Raw genomic sequence first — 20,896 nt, 5'->3', positions numbered from 1 at the left:
TCAATCCTTTCTGGATTTCAACTCGACCGCATTGCCCCCGTGCGGGGCCCCGAAGTCATCGAAAAATTCACGCAGGTTCAGCGTGCTTTCCTTCTCGATCTTGTCGAAATTTGCGGCCAGCCAGCGATCCGCATGTTCGCGGCCCAGATCACGCATGTGGATCAGGAACGCCCATTCCGAGTTCATCTTGGAGGACGCATCCAGCGCCAGCATGTCGCCACATCCGTCAATCATGTGCATATTCATGCGCCGATATTCGTTGTCCGACAGCGCCCCGTCCTCGATCAGGCGGTGGATCAGATCAATGGTGCGCAGATCGCGCAGCAGCGAAGCGTTGAAGGTGATCTCATTCACCCGGTTCTGGATATCTCGCGCGCGCCGCGGGGTGCCGGGGCGCAGCAGCGGGTTGATCTGCACGATCACGATATCCGAAGACGGTGAGTGGTCGATGAACGGAAACAGCACCGGGTTGCCCATGAACCCGCCATCCCAATAGGGCGTGCCGTCAATCTCGACCGCTTTGAACATGGATGGCAGACAGGCCGAGGCCATGACCACATCCAGCGTCACCTCTTCGCGGTGAAACACCCGGGCGCGCCCGGTTTCCACATTGGTGGCCGAGATATAAAGGCCCATGTCCGAACAGTTGGCGACCTTGTCAAAATCGATGAAGTCCTCGACCACATCACGCAGCGGGTTCAGGCCTATCGGGTTGAGGTCATAGGGCGAGGCCATGCGGCTCATCATGTCCATCATTGCATAGCCCGGGTTCAGATCCAGCGACCATGACCCCATGATCTTCTCGAACGCGGTGCGCTGAATGGGGCTGGCCTGACCTGCAACGCTGACGGCGCGCCAGAAGTCTTCCAGGGCCTGACGTGCACCGGCGGCCCCGCCGTCATACATCCCTTGGGTGGCGACAACCGCGTTCATCGCACCCGCAGATGTGCCGCTGACCCCTTCGATCCACAGCCGATCCTCTTCAAACATCCGATCCAGCACGCCCCATGTGAACGCGCCGTGCGAGCCGCCGCCCTGAAGGGCAAGGTTGATGGATTTCTCATGCCGCTTTGAACGACCGTTGGTCCTGGACATGGTCTGTCCTCCTGTAAGGGCGCGGTTCATGTTTATTGGGCGACCCAGCCACCATCGACAGGCAAGGCAGTGCCTGTCATCGAGGCAGCAGCATCTGTGACAAGGAACGTACAGACCGCCCCAAGCTGTTCAACGGTCACGAATTCCTTGGTGGGCTGCGCGGCCAGAAGGACATCACGTTTGACCTCTTCTTCGGTGATGCCGCGCGCTTTGGCGGTATCGGGGATTTGCCCTTCGACCAACGGCGTCAACACATAGCCCGGGCAAACCGCGTTGCAGGTCACACCATGTTCGGCGGCCTCAAGCGCGACGGTCTTGGTCAGGCCGACAATGCCGTGCTTGGCCGTCACATAGGCCGATTTGTAGGGAGAGGCGACAAGCCCGTGGGCCGAGGCCACATTGATGATCCGCCCCCATCTACGTGCCTTCATCCCCGGCAAAGCCGCCCGGATCGTGTGAAAGGCCGAAGACATGTTGATCGCGATGATCGCATCCCATTTTTCCAGCGGGAACTCTTCGATGGGGCCGACATATTGGATGCCCGCGTTATTCACGAGGATATCGACCGCACCAAACTGCTTTTCCGTCTGGGTCACCAAATCGGCAATCTCATCCGGTTTCGTCATGTCAGCCCCGTGATAGGCCACGGTCCCTTCGGCCTTGGCGTCCAATGCGGCGCGCGTCGCCTCGATCTCGTCCGGATCCCCAAACCCGTTGAGCATGATGTTCATGCCTTGGGCGGCAAAGGCTTCGGCGATCCCAAGGCCAATGCCGCTGGTGGATCCGGTGATGATGGCGGTGCGTGTCATAGTGAGGTCCTTTTGGCATGCTGCAATGCGGAAATACGCGGTTGACCCCTATTTACGCATGGTCACCCTTCGCTGCAATGCGGCATGAGGATGGATCGCAACCACGTGACGGATTCCGCCGAGTGTTACCGATTTTGCGGTAGAACTTGCCCGTTTTTCAAAAACCCGCCACGGACATGTGCCAAATGTTACAGCACCATGGTCCCGTTCGGGCCGACATCGAGGCGGATGATATGATCGGCCAGGGCACTGTCGAAATACTGGCGCACCAGCGGGTCGTGGCCGGGAACGATCAATTCCGGCTTGCTTGCCAGCCTGCGCAGCGTGTTGAACCCGTCAAGCATATCCTGAAGGTCGACCACGATGGGGAACGGCTTTCGGGCCATAAAGTTCTCGTAGTAATGCGCGGCATCCGAAGCCAGCACCATCCAACCCGTGCGCGTGCGCACCCGCACCGCCTGAAGCCCGCGTGAGTGTCCGCCAATACAATGCACTGAAATCCCATCAGCAATCGCCCCCTCCCCGTCATGGAAAGTCAGCTTGCCCGCATAAAGCCGCGTCACCGCCTCGCAGACATGTGCCGCCGTGAACGGCATCCGCAGCGTGTCGTGGCACATGCACGGCCCCGTGGCATAGGCCATTTCAGCAGCTTGCAGGTGGATTTGGGCGTTGGGAAACAGGTGCAGACCGCCGGCGTGATCGTAATGCAGGTGCGTGACGATAATCTCGGTCACATCCTCGGGCGTCAGATCAAAGGGTTTCAATGCCTCGACCGGGTTCAGCCGGATGGGCCGCCCCCGCATCACCCCTTCGTCCACATCATAGCCTGTGTCCACGAGGATCACCCGGCCCGCCCCCCGGATCAGCCACATGTAATAGTCCATGGCATGGGGCGCTTCGTGGTTGTCATCAAAGATAAAGCTGTCCGCGCGGGTGCGTGCATCCCGGTCAGCGTATTTGATCGCGTAGACCTCCCAATCAGTGCTCATCTGTCGACCTGCGCGTAGGTTTTCAGGGTCTTGCCTGCCACCAGATCTCCGATCTTCAAGCCGCAAGCGATGTAGTGTGGCATGCCCTGATGCGCCTCGAATGCAGCCAGATCATCGTAAAGCTCATATAGGAACACGGTGTCGGGCAAGGCGGGGTCCGTGCACACGTCGAACTGACGGCACCCCGGCTCGTCCCGAACGGAACTGCGCGCGTTTTGAAGGATATGGGGCATGAATGCGTCCATGTGGCCGGGCTTGATGTCGAACACGACGGTGACGGCATAGGGCATGATCTGGTCTTTCCATCTGGGGCCCATGGGCATGGGGTTTTAATACGCATACATCAATGTATACATTAAGGTATAGTACAAGGCGAGTCGCTTTGATCAATCCTACGGCCAAAGGGAGCCCACGCCATGCAGAACTCATTTAATATCGCGGTTTTTCAGGGGGATGGGATCGGCCCCGAGATTATGGCACCCACCCTGACACTGCTTGATCATGTGGCGGCGGGCAAATACGCGCTGAACTATGTGGATGCACCTGCGGGGGCAGCCCACTATGCACGCACCGGTGAAAGCCTGCCCGCCGCATCGATGGAGGCGGCCCGCGCCGCGGACGCCATCCTGCTGTCGGCCATGGGTCTACCGGATGTGCGCTATCCCGACGGCACCGAAATCTCGCCCCAGATCGATCTGCGCAAGGCGCTGACCCTGTTTGCAGGTGTGCGCCCCGTGACCATTCGCCCCGGCCAACCCACGCCTCTGGCCCTCACGGGGGGGCAGACGGTCGATTTCGTTCTGATCCGCGAAAGCACCGAGGGGTTGTTTCACACCCAAGGGCGCGGCGAGGTTACGCAGGACGAGGCCCGCGAGACCCTGCTGATCACCCGCGCCATTTCCGAGCCGTTGTTCAAATTCGCCTTCGATCTGGCCAAGGCCCGCAAGGCCGCCGGGCGCGGTCCGGGCAAGGTCACCTGCGTGGACAAGGCCAATGTGTTCCGCGCCTTTGCCTTTTTCCGCGAGATGTTCGATGCAGAGGCGACCAAACACCCCGACATTGCCGCCGATCATGCCTATGTGGATGCGACCGCACTTTGGATGGTCGAACGGCCATGGTCCTTTGACGTGATGGTCACCGAGAACATGTTTGGCGACATCCTGTCCGATTTGGGGGCCGGGCTGATGGGCGGGCTTGGGCTGGCACCCTCGGCTGATATCGGGGCCGATCACGCGGTATTCCAGCCCTGTCACGGCTCGGCCCCCGACATTGCGGGCCAAGGCGTCGCAAACCCGATGGCGATGATCCTGTCCGCTGCAATGATGCTGGAATGGCTGGGCGGACGACACGACATCCCCGCCATGATCGCCGATGGGGATCGCCTGCGCGCCGCTGTCGAGGCAGTGATTGCGGCAGGCCATGTGGCCAGCCGGGACCTGGGCGGCAGCGCGGGCACGAGCGAGGTCGCGGACGCTGTGCGCGCGGCCCTCGCATGAGCATCCGGGTCGCCTGTGTCGGGGCGGGCTATTTCAGCCAGTTCCACTATGGCAGTTGGGCACGCATGGGCGGTATCGAGGTTGTCGGGGCCTGCGATCTGAACCTCGAGGCGGCCCGCGCCACAGGCATGCCCGCTTTTGAAGATCTGGGCGCGATGCTGACGAACACTGCCCCGGATCTGCTCGACATTATCCTGCCCCCGCCTGCGCATGCCCAAACGATCCGTGCCGCGCTCATGGCGGGGATCAAGTGGATCATCTGCCAAAAGCCATTCTGCAATGATCTGGTCGAGGCGCAGGCCATCACCGCCGAAGCCGACGCAGCAGGGGCGCGGCTGGTCGTACATGAGAATTTCCGGTTCCAGCCGTGGTATCGCACTCTCAAACAGGCGCTGGCCGCAGACCGGATCGGGACAGTGCTGAACGCCACCTTCCGCTTGCGTCCCGGCGACGGGCAAGGGCCACGTGCCTATCTGGATCGCCAGCCCTATTTTCAGACGATGGAGCGGTTCTTGATCCATGAAACCGCAGTGCATTGGGTGGACACGTTTCAGTACCTGTTTGGCCCCGCCACGGCGGTTTATGCCGATCTGCGCCGGATCAATCCGGTGATTGCGGGCGAAGATGCTGGGCATGTGGTGTTCGATCACGCCTCGGGCGTGCGGGCGTTGTTTGACGGCAACCGGCATCTGGACCATGCTGCCGACAACCACCGCCGCACCATGGGTGAAGCGTTGATCGAGGGCACCCAAGGCACGCTGGACTTGCGCGGCGATGGATCGGTGTGGTGGCGCCTGTTCGGGCAACAGGATGCGCAACAGATCCTGCCCGCCGACACCCATGACGGCTTTGGCGGGGACTGTGTGCATGCGCTGCAATCCCATGTGATCGGGGCCATGCAGAACGGGACCGCGTTGGAAAACGAAGCACGCGCCTATCTGGATGTGATCCGCATCAAGGACACGATCTATGCCTCGCACGCCGAGGCGCGCAAACTGCCAATCGAAAGGGTGACCTGATGGGGGCCATCAGCAATGTAGAGCGCGCCGTCGCAGCCCTGCGTCAGATGATCTTTGCCGGAGAGCTCACACCCGGCTCGGATCATCTGGAAACCGAACTGGCCGAAAAGCTGGGGATGTCACGCACGCCCGTGCGCGAGGCGGCGTTGATGTTGCAGGCGCAGGGGCTGGTCGAACTACGCCCGCGTCGGGGCATCCGCATCAGCCCCGTATCGGCCCAGGACATGAGCGACATCTACGACATTCTGACCGAGCTCGAAAGCCTTGCCGCCGCCCGCGCAGCCGAGGCGGGTTATTCCGTGTCCGACCTTGAGACACTGGCCGCCGCCATCACGGATATGGACGCCTGCCTGAGCCATGATGATCTGCGCGGATGGGCCGAGGCCGATGATCGGTTTCACCGTGAACTGGTGCGTTTGGGCCGCAATGCACGGCTGAGCATGATCGTGTCGGTCATGCGCGATCAGGTGCGCCGGGCACGCGCCACGACCCTGTTCATCCGACCCGCCCCGGTGCAATCAAACGCGGATCACCGCGCGGTCTATGACGCCATTGCGCAAGGGGACGCAAGCCGCGCCCATGACACGCATCACGCCCACCGAAGGCACGCGCGCGACATGCTGGTCGCCCTGCTGGACAAACATCAGTTTCACGGATTGTGAGAGGCCATTAGGCCATGTGCAGCTTGGTCAGGTCCGCAGACCCACGGCGCAACGCAGGCAAATACTCGATCAACTGGGGCAAGGTCCGCCGCTGCATCGGTGCGTGGGCGGACAGGGTCGCAAGCAATTTTCCATTCCCATCCCAGACTGGCACTGCGATGGCGGTCATCCCGGCCATGAACTCTTCGTTGTCAGTGGAATAACCGCGCTGACGGGTTGCCTCCAGCTCGGCCTTGATCTCGGCCAGACCGATGAGGGTCGTGGGCGTCGGCTTTTCCAGCGGGCGGGCGGTCAGAATCGATTCCAGAATATGCGGGCGCAGGGTCGACAGATACATCTTGCCACTGGCGGTACAGTGAAACGGGACCTGGGTGCCGATGGGCAGTTGAATGCGCAAGGGCCACTCGGTCTCGACCCGATCCAGATAGGTCATCCCCTCGCGGTCCGGGGTGGCCAGATTGCAAGTCTCGCCAATCTCTTCGGCAACGCCGCGCAGGATGGTCAGACGGGCGGTGCGCAAATGTTCCGACGACATCGTTGATACCGCAAGCGCCCGCAGTCGGGCACCGGGGCCATAGCTGCGCCCATCCAGATCACGTTGCAAGAACCCCTCGGCCTCGGCTGTTTGCAGCAAGCGGTGCACGGTGGGCTTGGGCAGCCCGAGGGCCTCGATAAGGTCCACGGGTTTGACGGCCACCCCGCGCTTGGCCACCTCTTCCATCACCATCAGCAAACGCAGATTGGTGGGGATTTGGTGTTCCTTGCGGGGGCGGTGATCGTCAGGCATGTCTCACTCAGTTGTGATTATGAATAGCGCTTTATCTCTCTGGCAGCAGCATCAGCGCCAGATCGGGGGTCAATGCAACAATAACCCAAACCGAGATCAACGCCACCAGGTAGGGCACGATGTAGCGGAGCAGTTTGAAATACGGAACCCCCGTCACACCTGACGCCACGTAGAGGTTCAGCCCATATGGCGGCGTAATGAAGCCAATCGAGGCACCCACAAGGAAGATCACCGAGAAGTGGATCGGATCAATACCCACGGAGGCTGCAATCGGCGCAAGGATCGGCGCCAGAATAATCGTCACAGGCAGGGATTCAAGGATCATCCCTGAAAAGAACACGATGACCATCGAGGTGAACAGGACCGCATGATAGCCCCCCATTCCGGTCACGAAGTTCCCGATGATCTCCTGCGCGCCAAGGGCGGACAGCACCTGCTGCATCGCAATCGAGATTGCAATCAGCGGGGCCAGAATGCCCGTAATCTGGGCCGAACGGACCACGATGGACGGGATCTGGGGGATGGTGAACCCTTCGACAACGAACATCTCGCTATAGCCTTTGTCATTCACATCCCGGTCTGCGTCCCTGGCCATCATCTTGTTGAGCGGATAACAGATCAGTCCCACGATGATACAAAAGCCCACCGTGACCCCCGCCGCTTCGGTCGGGGAAAACTTGCCGGTGTAAATGCCCCAAAGCACAAGCCCGATGGCAAAGAACCCCAGCCACGCCCCGAACGCGGTTTTCAGAACCCGGTTCAGTTGCAACGGGATCAGAACCCCCCAGCCATTGAGGCGGCAGATGATCCAGGCGGCGAACTGCATACCAAACACCATCAGTGCACCGGGAATGATACCCGCCACAAACAGGTCCGAAATCGGCAGGTTCATCAGGAACCCGTAAACGATAAAGATGATCGAGGGCGGGATGATGATCCCGACCGTCCCGCCCGCCGCCGCCGTGGCCGCGCTGAAGCGTTCGTCATAACCGCCTTTGACCATTTCCGGGTGCAACATCGACCCGATGGTCGCCGTCGTGGCCGAGTTCGACCCCGAAATCGCAGCAAACAATCCGCACGCCCCGATGGCCGCCATCGCCAGACCGCCGCGCAGCCAGCCAAGGCAGGCATAGGCAAAGTCCGATAATCGTTTGGCAATGCCGGACACGTTGATCAAATCCCCGGTCAGGATGAACAGGGGCATCGCCAGAAGGGCAAAGCCTTTGTTGAATGTATTGAGCAACTCGTTGCCCGTGTTGTCCAGTTGCAGGCCCAACACAAGGCTGCATCCTACTGTCCAGTAAAAGATGACCAGCAAAACCGGCGTGCCCAGCATAAACAGCAAGGTCACACCGATCGAGATCAGGGTGATCAGAGTCCCGTCAGCCATTATGTCTCTCCCCCGATAACCGCTTGTTCAATCAACGGCTTGCCGTTGCGGTAGTTGCTGTAATCCTCGAGCAGGTTTTCGATGACCCGCCCCGCCATCACCACGAAAGCGATGGGCACAGTGATAATGAACCACCACTGCATGAAATCGTCGGTGCCAAGCACGATCTGGAAGTTCGCCGAAGAGTTGGCGGTGATGCGCGCGGTCGTGGTCATGCAGATCATGCAGAACACCAGCCACAGCACCGCATCCAGGCTCAGCACCACCAGCTGCGCCTTGGGGGGCATATTGGAGCGGAATTCGGAAAAGCTGAGATGGGTGCGCAGCTTGACGTTGAAGGAACAGCCAAACCAGACCATCACCATGAACAGAAGGGGCGGAATGGTCGAAGACCAAGGCGGCTGACCGTTGAGCGCAAAGCGCTGCACCACACCCGAAAAGATGATCCAGGCGATAATCAGATAGGCATAGATGATAATCGTTCGCTCAAAATGGCGATCCAGCAGCGGGATGCGCTTGAACAGAAACGCCATCAACGTCCCCCCAAGCAACGTCAAGATGCCAAAAGCCAAATACGCACCCTGGGTGCGGAACGCGTTTTTCATTTCGAATGAATCGTTTGTGAGGATCGCGGAAAACACCCCGATCGCGTCTGCCCAGACTGACATCCGGTCCCCCTCCATTTTTACGCCAGTGCCGTCACTTGGCGGACGGTCACATCACACCCGCAATTGGGTGGCATTAAGTGATATGGACCGGCCCGAAGGGGCCGGTCCACCGATTGTTTCAGTATCTTAGGCTTTCCACCAGCGGCGGGGTTCCACGTTTTCGGCCAACGTGTGCGAGTTCGTGCGCACTTCGTTATAGATGTCCTGATACGTGTCGATACCACCGGCCCAGCCGTTGATCCGCTCGCGCCATTCTTCCCACAGTTGGGGCTGGAACTCGGGCGAACACATCTCTTCGGCAATCTTGATCTGGTCATCGGCCAGAAACGCGTTGCGCACGTTGTTTTGTGCGAAAATCGTGTTTGGCAGTTGTGGATCGGAGTGACCGACCGTGTTGACCAGTGCGGCTTCGTTGGCGGCCTGAACATGGACCTGCGCAAGATACGAGGATTCCATGACTGCGTCTTGCAGATTACCGTCAAGGCCGTCGAACACCGAAGCGTTCATCGCCGTATGCTCTGTGCCGCAGAAGAAGCGCAGATCGACCGACTGGCTGACCACTGGCGACATGTTGGCATAGGCCACGGCCGACGCCCATGTTTCAGCACCATCAATCAGGCCCTGCTTGAGACCATCAAGGGTTTCTTCCCACGCAACCGGAACCGGATTCAGGTTCAAGGCATTCATTGCGATCCGGCCCAACTGGGTGCCCGTAACGCGGTTTTTAGTGCCAAACAGCTCTTCGATTTTTGTGACGGTGGGTCTGTCTTCCCACGCCAGACCCAACTGGATCCCGCGAAGCTCTGCGTGGGTGAACAGGAATTTCAGGCCGTGACGCTTTTCGAAAGGCTCGCGCAGGATGCGCTGCGATTCGGGGCTGTACATGAAATGGTACTGATCGGCCCGATTGCGGAACATGTAGGCGTAGTCCAGCACGTTCAGATATGGCGCACCACCGGCGGAGTTCTGCGTGGAGGCCGCATAGATATCGACGATACCCTGCTGCGCTTTTTCAACGCAGCTCAGCTGACCACAGATCTGGTTGTCGCCGATGAACTCGATGCGAATTTCGCCGTCGGTCCGGCTTTCCAGATCGCGGGCAAATTCCAACGCACCAGCCCGTTCAATCAACAGGTTACGCTGGTTAAAGCCGGCAGCGCCGAACTTGAGCGTATGTTTGGCGGGCTTGGCAAAGCGCTTTTCATATGTGGACTCTGCCGCCGCTGCGAGGTTGGCAAGGCTCATCGCGCCGCCAAAGCCACCCGCTGCCATAAGCGTCGAGCTCATGCCGTAGCGACCAGCCACCCTGAACAAATCCCGGCGTGAAATGCCGTTGATCTTGTTTCCTACTCCCATGCTATCCTCCCTGATGCATATTATTGAGACGTTTTATCTCAGAAAATGCTAGCGCAGGGAGATCAATCTGCATAGTCTTTTTTTGAATAAATTGCGAGAGAGGGTGAAATCATGGAAGCCGATTACATCATTGTTGGTGCAGGTTCCGCAGGTTGCGTGATTGCCAACCGCCTCAGTGCGGACCCCTCCAAAAAAGTGATTCTCCTCGAAGCCGGTGGTCGTGACCTTAACCCATGGATTCACATTCCGGTGGGATATTTTAAAACCATCCACAACCCCAGCGTGGATTGGTGTTACAAAACCGAACCCGATCCGGGGCTGAACGGGCGTTCGATCGAGTGGCCACGCGGCAAGGTATTGGGCGGCTCCTCCTCGCTGAATGGTCTGCTCTATGTCCGTGGACAACCTCAGGATTATGACCGGTGGGCTCAGATGGGCAATCGCGGTTGGGCGTGGGATGATGTGTTGCCGCTGTTCAAGCGCTCCGAGCAGAACGAGCGCGGGGCAGATGAGTTTCACGGTGATCAGGGCGGGTTGTCAGTGTCCAACATGCGTATCCAGCGCCCGATCACGGATGCCTGGGTCGCTGCGGCCCAGGCCGCGGGGTACAAGTTCAATCCTGATTACAACGGGGCCGAACAGGAAGGGGTCGGGTTCTTTCAACTGACGGCGCGCAACGGGCGGCGCTGTTCGTCTGCTGTTGCGTTCCTGAACCCGGTAAAAGACCGCAAGAACTTGCAAATCATCACCCATGCGCAGGTCGAAAAGGTCGAAATCACCGACAAGCGCGCCACGGGCGTCACCTATCGCGACAAGGCCGGGAACCTGCACACGATCATATCCCGGTCCGAGGTTATCCTGTCCGGCGGGGCCATCAACTCGCCTCAACTGCTGATGCTGTCAGGTCTGGGTGAGGCCGCGCAACTGAAGCGCCACGGCATAGATGTCGTCGCCGACCTGCCGGGCGTGGGCAAGAACATGCAGGACCATTTGCAGGCGCGGCTGGTCTACAAATGCAACGAACCAACCCTGAACGATGAGGTCGGCAGCCTGTTCGGACAGGCCAAGATCGGTCTCAAGTACCTGATGTTCCGTGCGGGACCGATGACCATGGCGGCCAGCCTGGCGACCGGCTTTATGAAGACCCGCGATGATCTGGAAACGCCCGACATCCAGTTCCACGTCCAACCGCTATCGGCCGAGAACCCCGGCAAGGGGGCGGACAAATTTTCGGCCTTCACCATGTCGGTCTGCCAGTTGCGCCCTGAATCCAAAGGTGAAATCCGGCTGGCAAGCAAAGATGGCCGTGCCTACCCCAAGATCATTCCGAACTATCTCAGCACCGAAACCGACTGCCGCACCATCGTGGAAGGCGTCAATATAGCGCGCCGGATCGCGCGGCACGCGCCGCTCACCTCAAAGATTTCCGAGGAGTTCCGCCCGCACGCTGACCTGCCGATGGATGATTATGACGCCACGCTTGATTGGGCGCGCAACAACACGGCATCGATCTATCACCCCACAGGCACCTGCAAGATGGGCCAGGACAAAAGCGCCGTCGTCGATGCGGACCTGCGGGTGCACGGGATTACAGGTTTGCGCGTAGCGGATTGTTCGATCATGCCCGAAATCGTCAGCGGCAACACCAACGCGCCCGCCATTATGATCGGGGAAAAGGCATCCGACTTGATCCGCGCGTCGGCCTAGCCGTCCCAGTCGACATCGAACTTGCGCACCACCGCTGCGATCTGATCCGCGTTCAGCGCCTGGGGCGACAGTCCACGCGTGATCAGCGCGAGGCGCGCGGTGTCCTCAAGCTCTTCAATGGCATTGCACGCAGCCTCGACGTCCATGCCCGCCACAACGGGGCCGTGATTGGCCAGCATCACCGCAGCGCGTTTCCCGGCAAGGCTGCGCACCGCCTCGCCCATGGCCGGATCGCCGGGCAGAAAGAAGGGCAGCAAGGTCACCTTGCCCAGTTTCATAATCCCATAGGGCGTGAGCGGCGGCAGGAAGTTGTCCGTATCCGCGCCGGGCAGCATCGACAACGCAACCGAATGGCAACTGTGTAGATGCACCACCGCGCCCGCCGTGCTGCGCGTGTCATAAAATGCTGAATGCAGCGGCATCTCCTTGGTCGGCGCATCGCCCGCGACGTGCTGGCCATGTAGGTCAAACCGACTGAGCCGTCCGGGGTCAAGCCGCCCGAAACTGGTGCCCGTGGGTGATACAAGCAGCCCCCCATCCTCGGTCCGCGCCGAGATGTTCCCGGTCGAGCCATGGGTCAACCCCCGGTCGAACAGCGACTTGGCCAGAACGCATATCTGTTCGCGCAGCGCGCTTTCACTGCTCATCCGGCCAGCACCCCATCCGCTTTCGCAAAGAAGTCCGGCGCGCCGAAATTTCCGGATTTGAGCGCAACGACCAAATCAGAACCGGCACGTAGCGCCGGCACGCCAGGGTCGATTTCGGGGCCAATCTCAAACGTGGTCAGCCCCAACCCCTCGACCACCGCACCAGAGGTTTCGCCACCCGCCGTGATGATCCGCGTGGCCCCGCGTGCCCGCGCCAATTGGGCCACTTCGGCAAAGAACCCCTCAAGGGCCGCGGCGGCGCGATCTCGTCCGAACCTATCCTGTACGCGCCGCACCTCTTCGGGGTCGGCCGAGCTGTAGGCCAGCGGCACGCCAGTCTGTTCCAACAGCCAATCCGCCATATCCTGCACCGTCAGTCGTCCCTCAATGACATCCGCTACGATGATCTCGCGTGTTGGATGGCTGAGGGCATGCTGTACCACCTGTGCCCGTGTCGCGGTCGAACACGAGCCCGATAGCGCAATCGCACGCCCGTCCTGCCCCTGCCATGGCACTGCGCCCGCCACGCATCCGAAGTTGGCAGGCAACCCAAGCGCGACCCCCGATCCCCCCGTGATCAACCGCAAATCCCGGGCTGCGGCCCCAATGGCGCGCAAATCCGCATCGCGGATCGCATCCACAACGATATGACGATGGCCTGCGGCCTGCTGCGCGGCCAAAGCGGCAGCAATCGCCCCGGCACCCTGGAACACGGCCTCCGCCCCCACATGCCCTACGATATGACTTGATTGCTGGCCCAGCCAACGGCGCAGGTCCGGGTCCGTCATCGGGGTTAGCGGATGGTTCTGCATCCCGCTTTCGCTCAGCAGGACGTCATTCACAAACAAATGGCCCTGATAGACGGATCGCCCGGTGCCGGGAAATGCAGGGCACACAATGACCCGATGCGCCTCAAGCACCTCGGCCAGCGCATCCGCGACAGGGCCGATATTGCCTTGCGGCGTGCTGTCAAAGGTCGAGCAATACTTGAAAAAGAACTGCGTGCAGCCCTGTGCGCGCAACCATTCCAGCGCCTCCAGGGATTTGCGCACCGCCTCTTGTGGGGCGATGGAGCGGGATTTGAGTGCAACCACCCCCGCCTCGACCGATGGGTCGGCATCATGGGCGGGCACGCCCGTATATTGGGTCGTGCGCATCCCCTCTTTGGCCAGCGTGTTGGCCAGATCGCTTGAGCCGGTGAAATCATCACCAATACATCCCAGTTTCATCGCGCGCGCTTACCTCTTTTGCGGCCATATTGGCGACACGAAACCACGACGCGCAATGCAAGTGCAAGCGCGCGCCAATATGGCCCGATAATTTCGGGACTTTCACAGCAGATCGCGTGGCATCCCCACATCATGTCCGGCAAGGCGCAGCATATCCCACGCCAACACCAGATTGCTGGACAAGACTGGACAGCCGAGCGTGGATTCAAGCGGTGCGATCACGTCCAGAGTGCGCAGGTTTGTGCACGACAGGAATAATGCCTCCACCTCTGCCCCGCACATCAGGGTTTCAGCCGCCGCATTGATCGAGGGCGCATCAATCTGGCTGACCGCCGCCTCTTCGGCTTCATCAAAGCTGCCCAGAACGGGCGCAGCAATCGCGGCATCCTGCAACACGGCACGCAGGCGGTCCGATACCGAGGCCACATAGGGTGACAGAATGGCAATCCGGTGCACCTCAAGGGCAGCGCAAGCGGCAATCAAGGCGGACACGGGTTCGGTCACCGCATGGGCTTGCGCCCCGGCCCGCACCTTGCCTGCGACCTGCGCCGCCCCTATTTGCGCCGTGCCTGAGGTACACCCATAGCCAATGGCGTCAAAGACGTGACCATCGGGAAACAGTGCGGCGGACGTGCTCAGATGCCCCTCCATCGCGGCTAGGGCGTCGGATGTCACGTCCAGCCCCGAGGGCACGCGCGACACCAGCAAACTGACCTCGCGGGGCAGAAGGCGGCGCATGTCATCCTCAAGCGTGCGATCCGCCTGAAGGGCGATCAGTCCCAGCCTGGGTCTTAGGTCTGCGGCGCGGGTATAGCGAAAGGCCATCCTAGATCACCGGAATGTCGCGCGGCGCAGGCGTCGACAGATAGCGCGCGCCGCTTTCAGTGATCACAATGTTTTCCTCATGCACCAAGGTGCGGCCGGGCGCGATCTCGATCCCCGGTTCAAGCGTCAGAACCATCCCCGCCTCAAGTACGGTCTGATCCTGCGGGATCAACGAGGGCCACTCGGTCAACTGCATGCCCAATCCATGCCCGTAGCGCCCGGCGTCCGATCCACCGGCACCGCCCGTCAACACGCTGTCCATCACACGGAACAGGTCCGCAGCGGTTGCGCCGGGGCGCGCCACCTCAAAGGCGGCGTCGCTGGCCTCAAGCACGCGGGCATAAGCATCACGGGTTTCGGGTGCTGGCGGCCCGACCGACCAGTTCCGGTCAAAATCGCAGAAATACCCATCGCGTACGACGCCTGTGTCCAGCATCAGCACGTCGCCCGGGCGCAGCGGTGCATCGGTGGCCGGCGCAATGATATCGCCATACCCCCCCGGACCCGCGCCGCCCGCCAGATAGGACACCCAGTCCGCCCCTTCCTCAAGACACAGCATCTGGAAGGCGCGAAATATCTGGGCCAGGGGCGCGCCAGCCTGCGCGATTTCAGGCACACGGACAAAGGCGGCATCCCCAATTGCACAGGCCGCTTCGATCTTGGCAATCTCGGCAGTTGATTTCACCATACGCATCTGTTTGGCGATTTGCACATCATCGCCAAACTTGCGACCCGGCAGCTTGGACCGGAGCGCGGCCCAACTTTCCAGCGGCAAGCGCAAGTGGGTTTCAGGCCCGCTTGGCACCGCGATCCGCCCCCCTTTCGGAACCACTTCTGCGAGGGTTTCGGCGACCAGCGACACCCCGTCATCGCCGTAGTCCGGGCTACGCCACGTCCGAATGTCACTCAGCCAGGTCTGCCTCATCAGCGGTGCCCCGATGGACGGGATGACCGCAATCGGCTGACCCTGCGCCGGGACAATCACAAACCAGGGGCGGGTCGGGCTTTCCCAGAACCGCGTCAGAAAGCCCGTGAAATAGCGCACCTCCGGTTCGGTCGTGAGTAACAGCGCCTCGATCCCGGCCTTTGCCATGAGGCCCTGCGCGCGCGCCATGCGGGCTTCGAATTCCTGTGGCGCAAAACCTGTCATGCCTCGGGGCCTTCGGACAGAATGAACAGCACCCGCGATTGCGCACTCAACCCCAGTTGAGCACCCCCCGCCAAAGCCCCCGCCAGACCAGCCGCGCCGGATGGGGTGGAGCTTAGATCGTGACCATGCGCCAAGTCCGCACCCGCCTGCCCCTCGGCCTCGGTGATTGTGATGAAATCATTGGCGTCGCGTGCCAAACCCTTGAGCGCAATCAAAGAAGGCACCTTGCAATCAAGCCGCCCCATCGCAGACACGGGGCCTTGCGTTTGCACCGGCCCTGCGGCCCTGATGGAGGCGATCAGCGCGGGCGCAACTTCAGGCTCGACCACGATGATGCGCGGGCCCGCCCCCCAGTGCTGGCGCGCAATGGCCGCAGCCGCCCCCGCCAATCCCCCCACACCGGCCTGCAAAAACAGATGCGTGGGCGCGCTCACACGGTCAAAGACCTCGGCCATGAGCGCAAGGTAGCCCTCCATCAGCCGATGCGGGCGGGCCATATAGCCAGCCCAGGAACTGTCCGACAGCAGCACCGCACCCATGTCATCGGCCGCCTGCATCGCGGCTTCCATGCTCGCCTCGTAGTCGTCCCCGGCCCGCACAACCTCCGCCCCGGTTGCGCGCAGGCGTTCCGCAAAGGCTTCGGGCACGGTGTATGCCAGATAGATCACCGAGCGCGCCCCGAATGCCGCCGCGCCCGCAGCGACGGACAGCCCGTGGTTGCCCGCACTGGCGGTGACATAGGTGGTCCCGCGCGCGACCCCGTTTTCAGCATCGCAAGCGATCACATAGGCCGCACCCAGAGCCTTGAAGCTGCCAAGGCCCATACGATCCCGCTCGTCCTTGACCCACACCTCGGCCACACCAAGCGCATCGGCAAGGCTGGGTACGCTGCGCAAAGGGGTCACGCCCGCAGCAGGGCAGCGCGCAAGCAGCGTTTTGGGGGCCTGCGCATCAGTGCTTGGAAAGGGCACATCGGCCAACGCAGGATGGGTCAGGCCCGTCCCCAGATGGGGGTTTTGCAGAATGTTCATCAGGTCAGCCTTCGGCAGATAGGATCCGGGGCCTGATCGGCATCCGCCACGTCACGCGATGTGATCCACAGATCGTGAGCGGCATGGCGAACAATGGATGTCACGGGGCGGACCTTTCACAGCATCAAACGGGCCCACCATGCGCAAGGCGCACGTGACGCACAAGCCATGTTGATGCAATCCCTCACAGACGGATCAACGCCTTTTCGGTGCCCCGCCTTGATGCTAACCTTCAAGGATCAGACACGGTATGTGCCGCGCAACACCCGGACCCCATATGACACAAGACCTGCACATCCGCGAAAGCCGCCTGCTGCATTTGATCATCGGTGGGGCCTTTCTGTCGCTGGCCGTACTGATCCTGGTTCTGGCTTTATGGATGGGGACGATCATCGGATACGCACAAGCGACTATCCTGTTTTTGGCAGGGATTGTCTTTGGCGGCCTGGGACTGTTGGCCGTTGCTCGCCCCCCCTCGATGCAACCGCGCTTGCAGGTCTTGGATGACGGCGTCTGGTTGGTGCCCGACAAAACGCATTGGTTTGTGCTGAGCCGTTCAGTTCAGGACCCGGTAACCTTGCCCTGGGCAGAGATCGTCAAGATTGACGATGGCGGGGTGTGGTACGGGTATCGCAAGCTCGGCTTATCGACCAACACGGGCCGCTACCAAATCAACACGACCTTTCTGGATAATAATCCGCGTTCGATCATTGCGGCCATCAATCAAGGGCTGGCGCAACACGGCAAACGGTTTGTCGAAGCCAGACACGCACTGACACGGCGCAGCGGGACATGGGTGCTGGAACCTGATCCGTAACAGCATGGCACCTCCCCCTCTTGCCCCCTCACACGCCCCCCTGTACGTTCCCCACAACCCGACAACCCGCAAAAGGGGCGCGCCTTGACCTATACTCCCGTCATCACCGGCACTGGCGTATTCACGCCCGAGCAATCCATCTCAAACGCCGAGCTGGTCGTGGCCTTCAACGCCTATGCCGATCGGTTCAATGCCGAAAACGCGGATGCCATTGCCGCTGGCACGGTCGAGGCCAAGGCGCATTCCTCAGAGGAGTTCATCCTCAAGGCCTCGGGGATCGAGCAACGCTATGTGATGGACAAATCCGGTGTTCTGGACCCAGACATCATGCACCCGTTGCTGCGTCAACGCGACGATGACGAACCTTCGATCATGGCTGAAATGGCCTTGGATGCAGCGCAAAAGGCACTCAAGGCTGCGGGCAAGACCGCGGGCGATGTGGGGGCGGTGATCTGCGCGGCCTCCAACCTCGAACGCGCCTATCCGGCTGTCGCCATCGAGATACAGGACCTGCTTGGCGTCAACGGCTTTGCCTTTGACATGAATGTGGCCTGTTCATCCGCCACCTTCGGGATACAGGCGGCGGCGGACATGGTCCGCGCGGGCTCGATCAAGTCCGCACTGGTGGTGAATCCCGAGATCTGTTCGGCCCATCTGGAATGGCGCGACCGGGATTGCCACTTCATCTTTGGCGATGTGGCCACAGCCATGCTGATCGAGCGGGAAGAGGACGCCAAAGGCCCCTATTTCAAGATCAGATCCACACGCTGCGCCACCGCTTTTTCGAACAATATCCGCAACAATAACGGATACTTGCGCCGCTCGCGCCCGGATGGGCTTGCCGACAGGCGCGACATGCAATTCATGCAAAACGGGCGCAAGGTGTTCAAGGAAGTGTTGCCCCTGGTCAGCACCCACATCGCCGAGCACATGGAGGATACGGGCATTTCCGCCGATCACCTCAAACGGCTGTGGCTGCATCAGGCCAACAAATCCATGAACGACTTTATCGGCAAGAAGGTCCTTGGGCGCACCCCGGCCCCCGGTGAACAACCCAACATCCTACAGGACTATGCCAATACGTCCTCAGCCGGGTCGATCATCGCCTTTTCGAAATATTCCGACGATCTGAACGCGGGCGATCTGGGCATCATCTGCTCGTTCGGGGCCGGGTATTCGGTGGGCTCGGTCATCGTTGAGCGGCACGGCTAACGCTCGCTCAGGCGTTCATCGGTGATGGTGCTGACAACATCGGCCACCCGGCGCAGGCGCGCCATATGCGGGGCGGGCCCACTGCGCGGCATCGGGTTCCGCTCAAGCGCGGCCTCCATAGACGCATAGGTCGCCTCGAACAGTTCGCGCCCGCGACGCCAGTTCATAAAGTTCATGCCCTTGAGCACGGGGATATTCAGCACCACGTCGTTTTCCACATCCACCTGCCGCATCAGTTTGCGCGCATTCACGACCATCGCGCGGGCCAGCACTGCGAAAGCGGTTGGATAGGATGGCACACCCTTTTTGGGCTTGCTGAGTAACCCGGCAAGGGCATGCATCCGCGTAGGCAGGTCCTCATAACGCGCGGCCACCAGCCACGGCTTGCCCGGCAGAAAATTCAGCACCACATTCGCGCCCGGTTTCAGATCACGCATCGCCGTCATGGGCACATTGTCGATCAGTCCTCCATCAATCAGCACCTCGCCGTCAGCGCGCACGAAGGGTGGGAAAATACCCGGAATCGCGGTTGAGGCGCGGATGGCCTGCCACAAGGGACCGGTGCGGATCACGCTGACATCATTATGGGTCAGACTGCCTGCCACCGCGAAAAAGTTGATTGGCAAATCTTCGACATCATAGCCACCATAATGCTTTTTGAACGCGGCATCGAGGCGGTGGTGATCCAGCAGCGCATAGCGCGGCACCGCGAGGCGCGACATCGCCTTAGAGCGGATAAAGATATCCTCGCATTGCTCCATGATCGCATCCGGTGACCGCCCCAATGCCAACGCGCCTGCCATGGCTGATCCGACGCTGGTGCCCCCGACAAAGTCAAAGCGGTAGCCATGATCCTGCAACGACTTGATCGCGCCCAGATGCGCCGTACCAAAGGAGCCACCACCGCACAGCACAAGGCCCAGAGCATGGCCGCGAATGAACCGCGCGATCCGCTCAAAATCCTCGGGCGTGTCAAGGGCAAGATGGTGGTGCAAGCCAACGGGGCGATCCCTGAGCCAGTCCACAGTCTGCGTTGTCGGCGCATCTCTGCGCGCCCGGTGCAGGATCAGATGCAGGTGGGCTGGCAACGTCGCCTGATAAATTCGTTCTTCCAGCGGCGATGGCGCGTGGGCAGGCTGACACCCGCCCGCCTTGGCCAGCGCGATCATCACCGTGTCGCAATTGTTTGCCGCCACATCGGCCCATATCGGATCAGTCTCAGGGTCAGGGCACAGCAGAACCAGATGACCCAAGCGCGCCTCTTGGGCATTCAGCCACTTGGCCATGGACTGCGCGGTGCCGCGCGCCTCTGGATCGCAGGAGGTCGCATCAAGGATCGTCCAGACCGGATCCCCCTCAAATGCCGCGCGCAATCCGGCCACAAGGGCCGCATCCATCGGTTGCCCCGCCCCAGGAAACACCGCACAGACCTGTCCCGCTGCGGGACGCAGACCGGGACTGGCAGGGATGGTGCGCGCCAGACGCTGCGACACTGCCGCCAAAATCCCATTGGCAAGCGCAGGTGTGCGCGCGGCAAGTGCGTCATAGGCCGCGCGGCTCAACTCCATCACAGTGCTGTTGCGCGCGGCCACAACGCTGGCGGTACGGGTCCCCCCGGCGAAAAAGGCCAACTCGCCAATCGGTTCGCCCATGCGAATTTCCGCAATGGCCCGAGGGCCTGCCAACACCGTAAAGCGCCCCTTGAGAACGATGTATAACGTATCCGCCGGGTCCCCCTCGACAATCAGCAATGCGCCATGTTCGACATCGCGGTACTCCGCAATGTCCGCCATCTGCTCGATCACGTCCGGCTCCAGCGCACTAAACCCTTCAATGCCCTGCAACAGCTCGATCAATTCGGCGCGGCGGATACTGTCTTTCACGGCACGAGGCTCCCCAATATGACGCGCAGACTGCACCGCGCACGCCCGCGCAGGCAAGCATCATGCGGCCCGGACCGCCGAAACGAGCGAAGGGTGGAACGGCAGACGGGTGCCGATTGATGTC

20 protein-coding genes are annotated in these 20,896 nt (G+C 61.0%); 6 read left to right on the top strand and 14 right to left on the bottom strand.

Annotation, left to right across the window (positions count from 1 at the left end):
- The 4 genes from Q0859_RS14065 to Q0859_RS14050 form a co-directional block, all read right to left on the bottom strand.
- On the bottom strand, positions 1 to 1,095 hold the full coding sequence (locus tag Q0859_RS14065; protein ID WP_299152104.1) for a patatin-like phospholipase family protein: 1,095 nt from the start codon (positions 1,093 to 1,095) through the stop codon (positions 1 to 3).
- A gap of 32 nt (positions 1,096 to 1,127) precedes the next feature.
- A complete protein-coding gene (locus tag Q0859_RS14060; RefSeq protein ID WP_299152103.1) occupies positions 1,128 to 1,904 on the bottom strand; it encodes a 3-hydroxybutyrate dehydrogenase in 777 nt (258 codons plus the stop codon).
- A gap of 188 nt (positions 1,905 to 2,092) precedes the next feature.
- A complete protein-coding gene (locus tag Q0859_RS14055) occupies positions 2,093 to 2,893 on the bottom strand; it encodes an N-acyl homoserine lactonase family protein (RefSeq protein WP_299152102.1) in 801 nt (266 codons plus the stop codon).
- Positions 2,890 to 3,210, bottom strand: coding sequence for a putative quinol monooxygenase (locus Q0859_RS14050; protein ID WP_299152100.1), 321 nt, complete (start codon positions 3,208 to 3,210; stop codon positions 2,890 to 2,892). Before Q0859_RS14050 ends, Q0859_RS14055 begins: the two co-directional genes overlap by 4 nt.
- A gap of 99 nt (positions 3,211 to 3,309) precedes the next feature.
- Between Q0859_RS14050 and Q0859_RS14045 the strand changes: the two genes are divergently transcribed.
- Genes Q0859_RS14045 through Q0859_RS14035 form a run of 3 tightly spaced genes read left to right on the top strand, consistent with a single transcriptional unit; the run spans position 3,310 to position 6,070 of the window.
- Entirely contained in the window at positions 3,310 to 4,389 is a 1,080-nt protein-coding gene (locus Q0859_RS14045; RefSeq protein ID WP_299152099.1) for an isocitrate/isopropylmalate family dehydrogenase, read from the top strand.
- A complete protein-coding gene (locus Q0859_RS14040) occupies positions 4,386 to 5,408 on the top strand; it encodes a Gfo/Idh/MocA family oxidoreductase (protein ID WP_299152097.1) in 1,023 nt (340 codons plus the stop codon). The genes Q0859_RS14045 and Q0859_RS14040 overlap by 4 nt, the downstream gene beginning before the upstream one ends.
- A complete protein-coding gene (locus tag Q0859_RS14035) occupies positions 5,408 to 6,070 on the top strand; it encodes a GntR family transcriptional regulator (RefSeq protein WP_299152095.1) in 663 nt (220 codons plus the stop codon). The genes Q0859_RS14040 and Q0859_RS14035 overlap by 1 nt, the downstream gene beginning before the upstream one ends.
- 7 nt (positions 6,071 to 6,077) lie before the next feature.
- Here the strand turns inward: Q0859_RS14035 and Q0859_RS14030 are convergent, their stop codons facing one another.
- The 4 genes from Q0859_RS14030 to Q0859_RS14015 all read right to left on the bottom strand — a co-directional run bounded on the left by Q0859_RS14030 (position 6,078) and on the right by Q0859_RS14015 (position 10,271).
- On the bottom strand, positions 6,078 to 6,857 hold the full coding sequence (locus tag Q0859_RS14030) for an IclR family transcriptional regulator (RefSeq protein ID WP_299152093.1): 780 nt from the start codon (positions 6,855 to 6,857) through the stop codon (positions 6,078 to 6,080).
- A gap of 31 nt (positions 6,858 to 6,888) precedes the next feature.
- Positions 6,889 to 8,247 (bottom strand): TRAP transporter large permease, encoded by a 1,359-nt coding sequence (locus Q0859_RS14025; RefSeq protein WP_299152092.1) that lies wholly within the window; start codon positions 8,245 to 8,247, stop codon positions 6,889 to 6,891.
- Positions 8,247 to 8,915: a TRAP transporter small permease subunit gene (locus Q0859_RS14020; RefSeq protein ID WP_299152091.1), complete on the bottom strand. Its 669-nt coding sequence runs from the start codon at positions 8,913 to 8,915 to the stop codon at positions 8,247 to 8,249. Before Q0859_RS14020 ends, Q0859_RS14025 begins: the two co-directional genes overlap by 1 nt.
- 126 nt (positions 8,916 to 9,041) lie before the next feature.
- Entirely contained in the window at positions 9,042 to 10,271 is a 1,230-nt protein-coding gene (locus Q0859_RS14015; protein WP_299152089.1) for a TRAP transporter substrate-binding protein, read from the bottom strand.
- A 111-nt stretch (positions 10,272 to 10,382) separates the two neighbouring features.
- Here Q0859_RS14015 and Q0859_RS14010 point away from each other — a divergent pair, with 111 nt between their 5' ends.
- Positions 10,383 to 11,978 (top strand): choline dehydrogenase, encoded by a 1,596-nt coding sequence (locus Q0859_RS14010; RefSeq protein WP_299152087.1) that lies wholly within the window; start codon positions 10,383 to 10,385, stop codon positions 11,976 to 11,978.
- Here Q0859_RS14010 and Q0859_RS14005 read toward each other — a convergent pair.
- The 5 genes from Q0859_RS14005 to Q0859_RS13985 all read right to left on the bottom strand — a co-directional run bounded on the left by Q0859_RS14005 (position 11,975) and on the right by Q0859_RS13985 (position 16,860).
- A complete protein-coding gene (locus tag Q0859_RS14005) occupies positions 11,975 to 12,625 on the bottom strand; it encodes an aldolase (RefSeq protein WP_299152086.1) in 651 nt (216 codons plus the stop codon). The genes Q0859_RS14010 and Q0859_RS14005 overlap by 4 nt on opposite strands.
- Positions 12,622 to 13,854, bottom strand: coding sequence for a 3-oxo-tetronate kinase (gene otnK / locus Q0859_RS14000; protein ID WP_299152085.1), 1,233 nt, complete (start codon positions 13,852 to 13,854; stop codon positions 12,622 to 12,624). Before otnK ends, Q0859_RS14005 begins: the two co-directional genes overlap by 4 nt.
- Positions 13,855 to 13,956: 102 nt before the next feature.
- Positions 13,957 to 14,679, bottom strand: a complete 723-nt coding sequence (locus Q0859_RS13995; RefSeq protein ID WP_299152083.1) for an Asp/Glu racemase — start codon at positions 14,677 to 14,679, stop codon at positions 13,957 to 13,959.
- A 1-nt stretch (position 14,680) separates the two neighbouring features.
- Positions 14,681 to 15,829: a Xaa-Pro peptidase family protein gene (locus tag Q0859_RS13990; protein ID WP_299152081.1), complete on the bottom strand. Its 1,149-nt coding sequence runs from the start codon at positions 15,827 to 15,829 to the stop codon at positions 14,681 to 14,683.
- Complete coding sequence (locus Q0859_RS13985) at positions 15,826 to 16,860, bottom strand: pyridoxal-phosphate dependent enzyme (RefSeq protein ID WP_299152080.1); 1,035 nt, start codon at positions 16,858 to 16,860, stop codon at positions 15,826 to 15,828. Before Q0859_RS13985 ends, Q0859_RS13990 begins: the two co-directional genes overlap by 4 nt.
- Positions 16,861 to 17,137: 277 nt before the next feature.
- Between Q0859_RS13985 and Q0859_RS13980 the strand changes: the two genes are divergently transcribed.
- Entirely contained in the window at positions 17,138 to 17,677 is a 540-nt protein-coding gene (locus Q0859_RS13980; RefSeq protein ID WP_299152079.1) for a hypothetical protein, read from the top strand.
- Positions 17,678 to 17,761: 84 nt separating this feature from the next.
- A complete protein-coding gene (locus Q0859_RS13975) occupies positions 17,762 to 18,889 on the top strand; it encodes a beta-ketoacyl-ACP synthase III (protein WP_299152078.1) in 1,128 nt (375 codons plus the stop codon).
- Here Q0859_RS13975 and Q0859_RS13970 read toward each other — a convergent pair.
- The gene (locus Q0859_RS13970; RefSeq protein WP_299152077.1) at positions 18,886 to 20,772 is read right to left on the bottom strand and encodes a patatin-like phospholipase family protein; all 1,887 of its coding nucleotides are present in this window, start codon (positions 20,770 to 20,772) and stop codon (positions 18,886 to 18,888) included. The genes Q0859_RS13975 and Q0859_RS13970 overlap by 4 nt on opposite strands.
- Between the last annotated feature and the right edge of the window lie 124 nt (positions 20,773 to 20,896).

This window comes from uncultured Tateyamaria sp., assembly GCF_947497045.1.
Taxonomy (GTDB): domain Bacteria; phylum Pseudomonadota; class Alphaproteobacteria; order Rhodobacterales; family Rhodobacteraceae; genus Tateyamaria.
Note: the sequence above shows the minus strand (reverse complement) of the source record. Positions and strands in the feature narration are given on the sequence as shown.

Coding starts and splice junctions, on each gene's coding strand:
- Q0859_RS14005 (WP_299152086.1), bottom strand. CDS start 12,625: ATGAGCAGTGAAAGCGCGCTGCGCGAACAGATATGCGTTCTGGCCAAG.
- Q0859_RS14065 (WP_299152104.1), bottom strand. CDS start 1,095: ATGTCCAGGACCAACGGTCGTTCAAAGCGGCATGAGAAATCCATCAAC.
- Q0859_RS14025 (WP_299152092.1), bottom strand. CDS start 8,247: ATGGCTGACGGGACTCTGATCACCCTGATCTCGATCGGTGTGACCTTG.
- Q0859_RS14040 (WP_299152097.1), top strand. CDS start 4,386: ATGAGCATCCGGGTCGCCTGTGTCGGGGCGGGCTATTTCAGCCAGTTC.
- Q0859_RS13995 (WP_299152083.1), bottom strand. CDS start 14,679: ATGGCCTTTCGCTATACCCGCGCCGCAGACCTAAGACCCAGGCTGGGA.
- Q0859_RS14035 (WP_299152095.1), top strand. CDS start 5,408: ATGGGGGCCATCAGCAATGTAGAGCGCGCCGTCGCAGCCCTGCGTCAG.
- Q0859_RS14055 (WP_299152102.1), bottom strand. CDS start 2,893: ATGAGCACTGATTGGGAGGTCTACGCGATCAAATACGCTGACCGGGAT.
- Q0859_RS13985 (WP_299152080.1), bottom strand. CDS start 16,860: ATGAACATTCTGCAAAACCCCCATCTGGGGACGGGCCTGACCCATCCT.
- Q0859_RS14060 (WP_299152103.1), bottom strand. CDS start 1,904: ATGACACGCACCGCCATCATCACCGGATCCACCAGCGGCATTGGCCTT.
- Q0859_RS14015 (WP_299152089.1), bottom strand. CDS start 10,271: ATGGGAGTAGGAAACAAGATCAACGGCATTTCACGCCGGGATTTGTTC.
- Q0859_RS14050 (WP_299152100.1), bottom strand. CDS start 3,210: ATGGGCCCCAGATGGAAAGACCAGATCATGCCCTATGCCGTCACCGTC.
- Q0859_RS14010 (WP_299152087.1), top strand. CDS start 10,383: ATGGAAGCCGATTACATCATTGTTGGTGCAGGTTCCGCAGGTTGCGTG.
- Q0859_RS14045 (WP_299152099.1), top strand. CDS start 3,310: ATGCAGAACTCATTTAATATCGCGGTTTTTCAGGGGGATGGGATCGGC.
- Q0859_RS14030 (WP_299152093.1), bottom strand. CDS start 6,857: ATGCCTGACGATCACCGCCCCCGCAAGGAACACCAAATCCCCACCAAT.
- otnK (WP_299152085.1), bottom strand. CDS start 13,854: ATGAAACTGGGATGTATTGGTGATGATTTCACCGGCTCAAGCGATCTG.
- Q0859_RS14020 (WP_299152091.1), bottom strand. CDS start 8,915: ATGTCAGTCTGGGCAGACGCGATCGGGGTGTTTTCCGCGATCCTCACA.
- Q0859_RS13980 (WP_299152079.1), top strand. CDS start 17,138: ATGACACAAGACCTGCACATCCGCGAAAGCCGCCTGCTGCATTTGATC.
- Q0859_RS13990 (WP_299152081.1), bottom strand. CDS start 15,829: ATGACAGGTTTTGCGCCACAGGAATTCGAAGCCCGCATGGCGCGCGCG.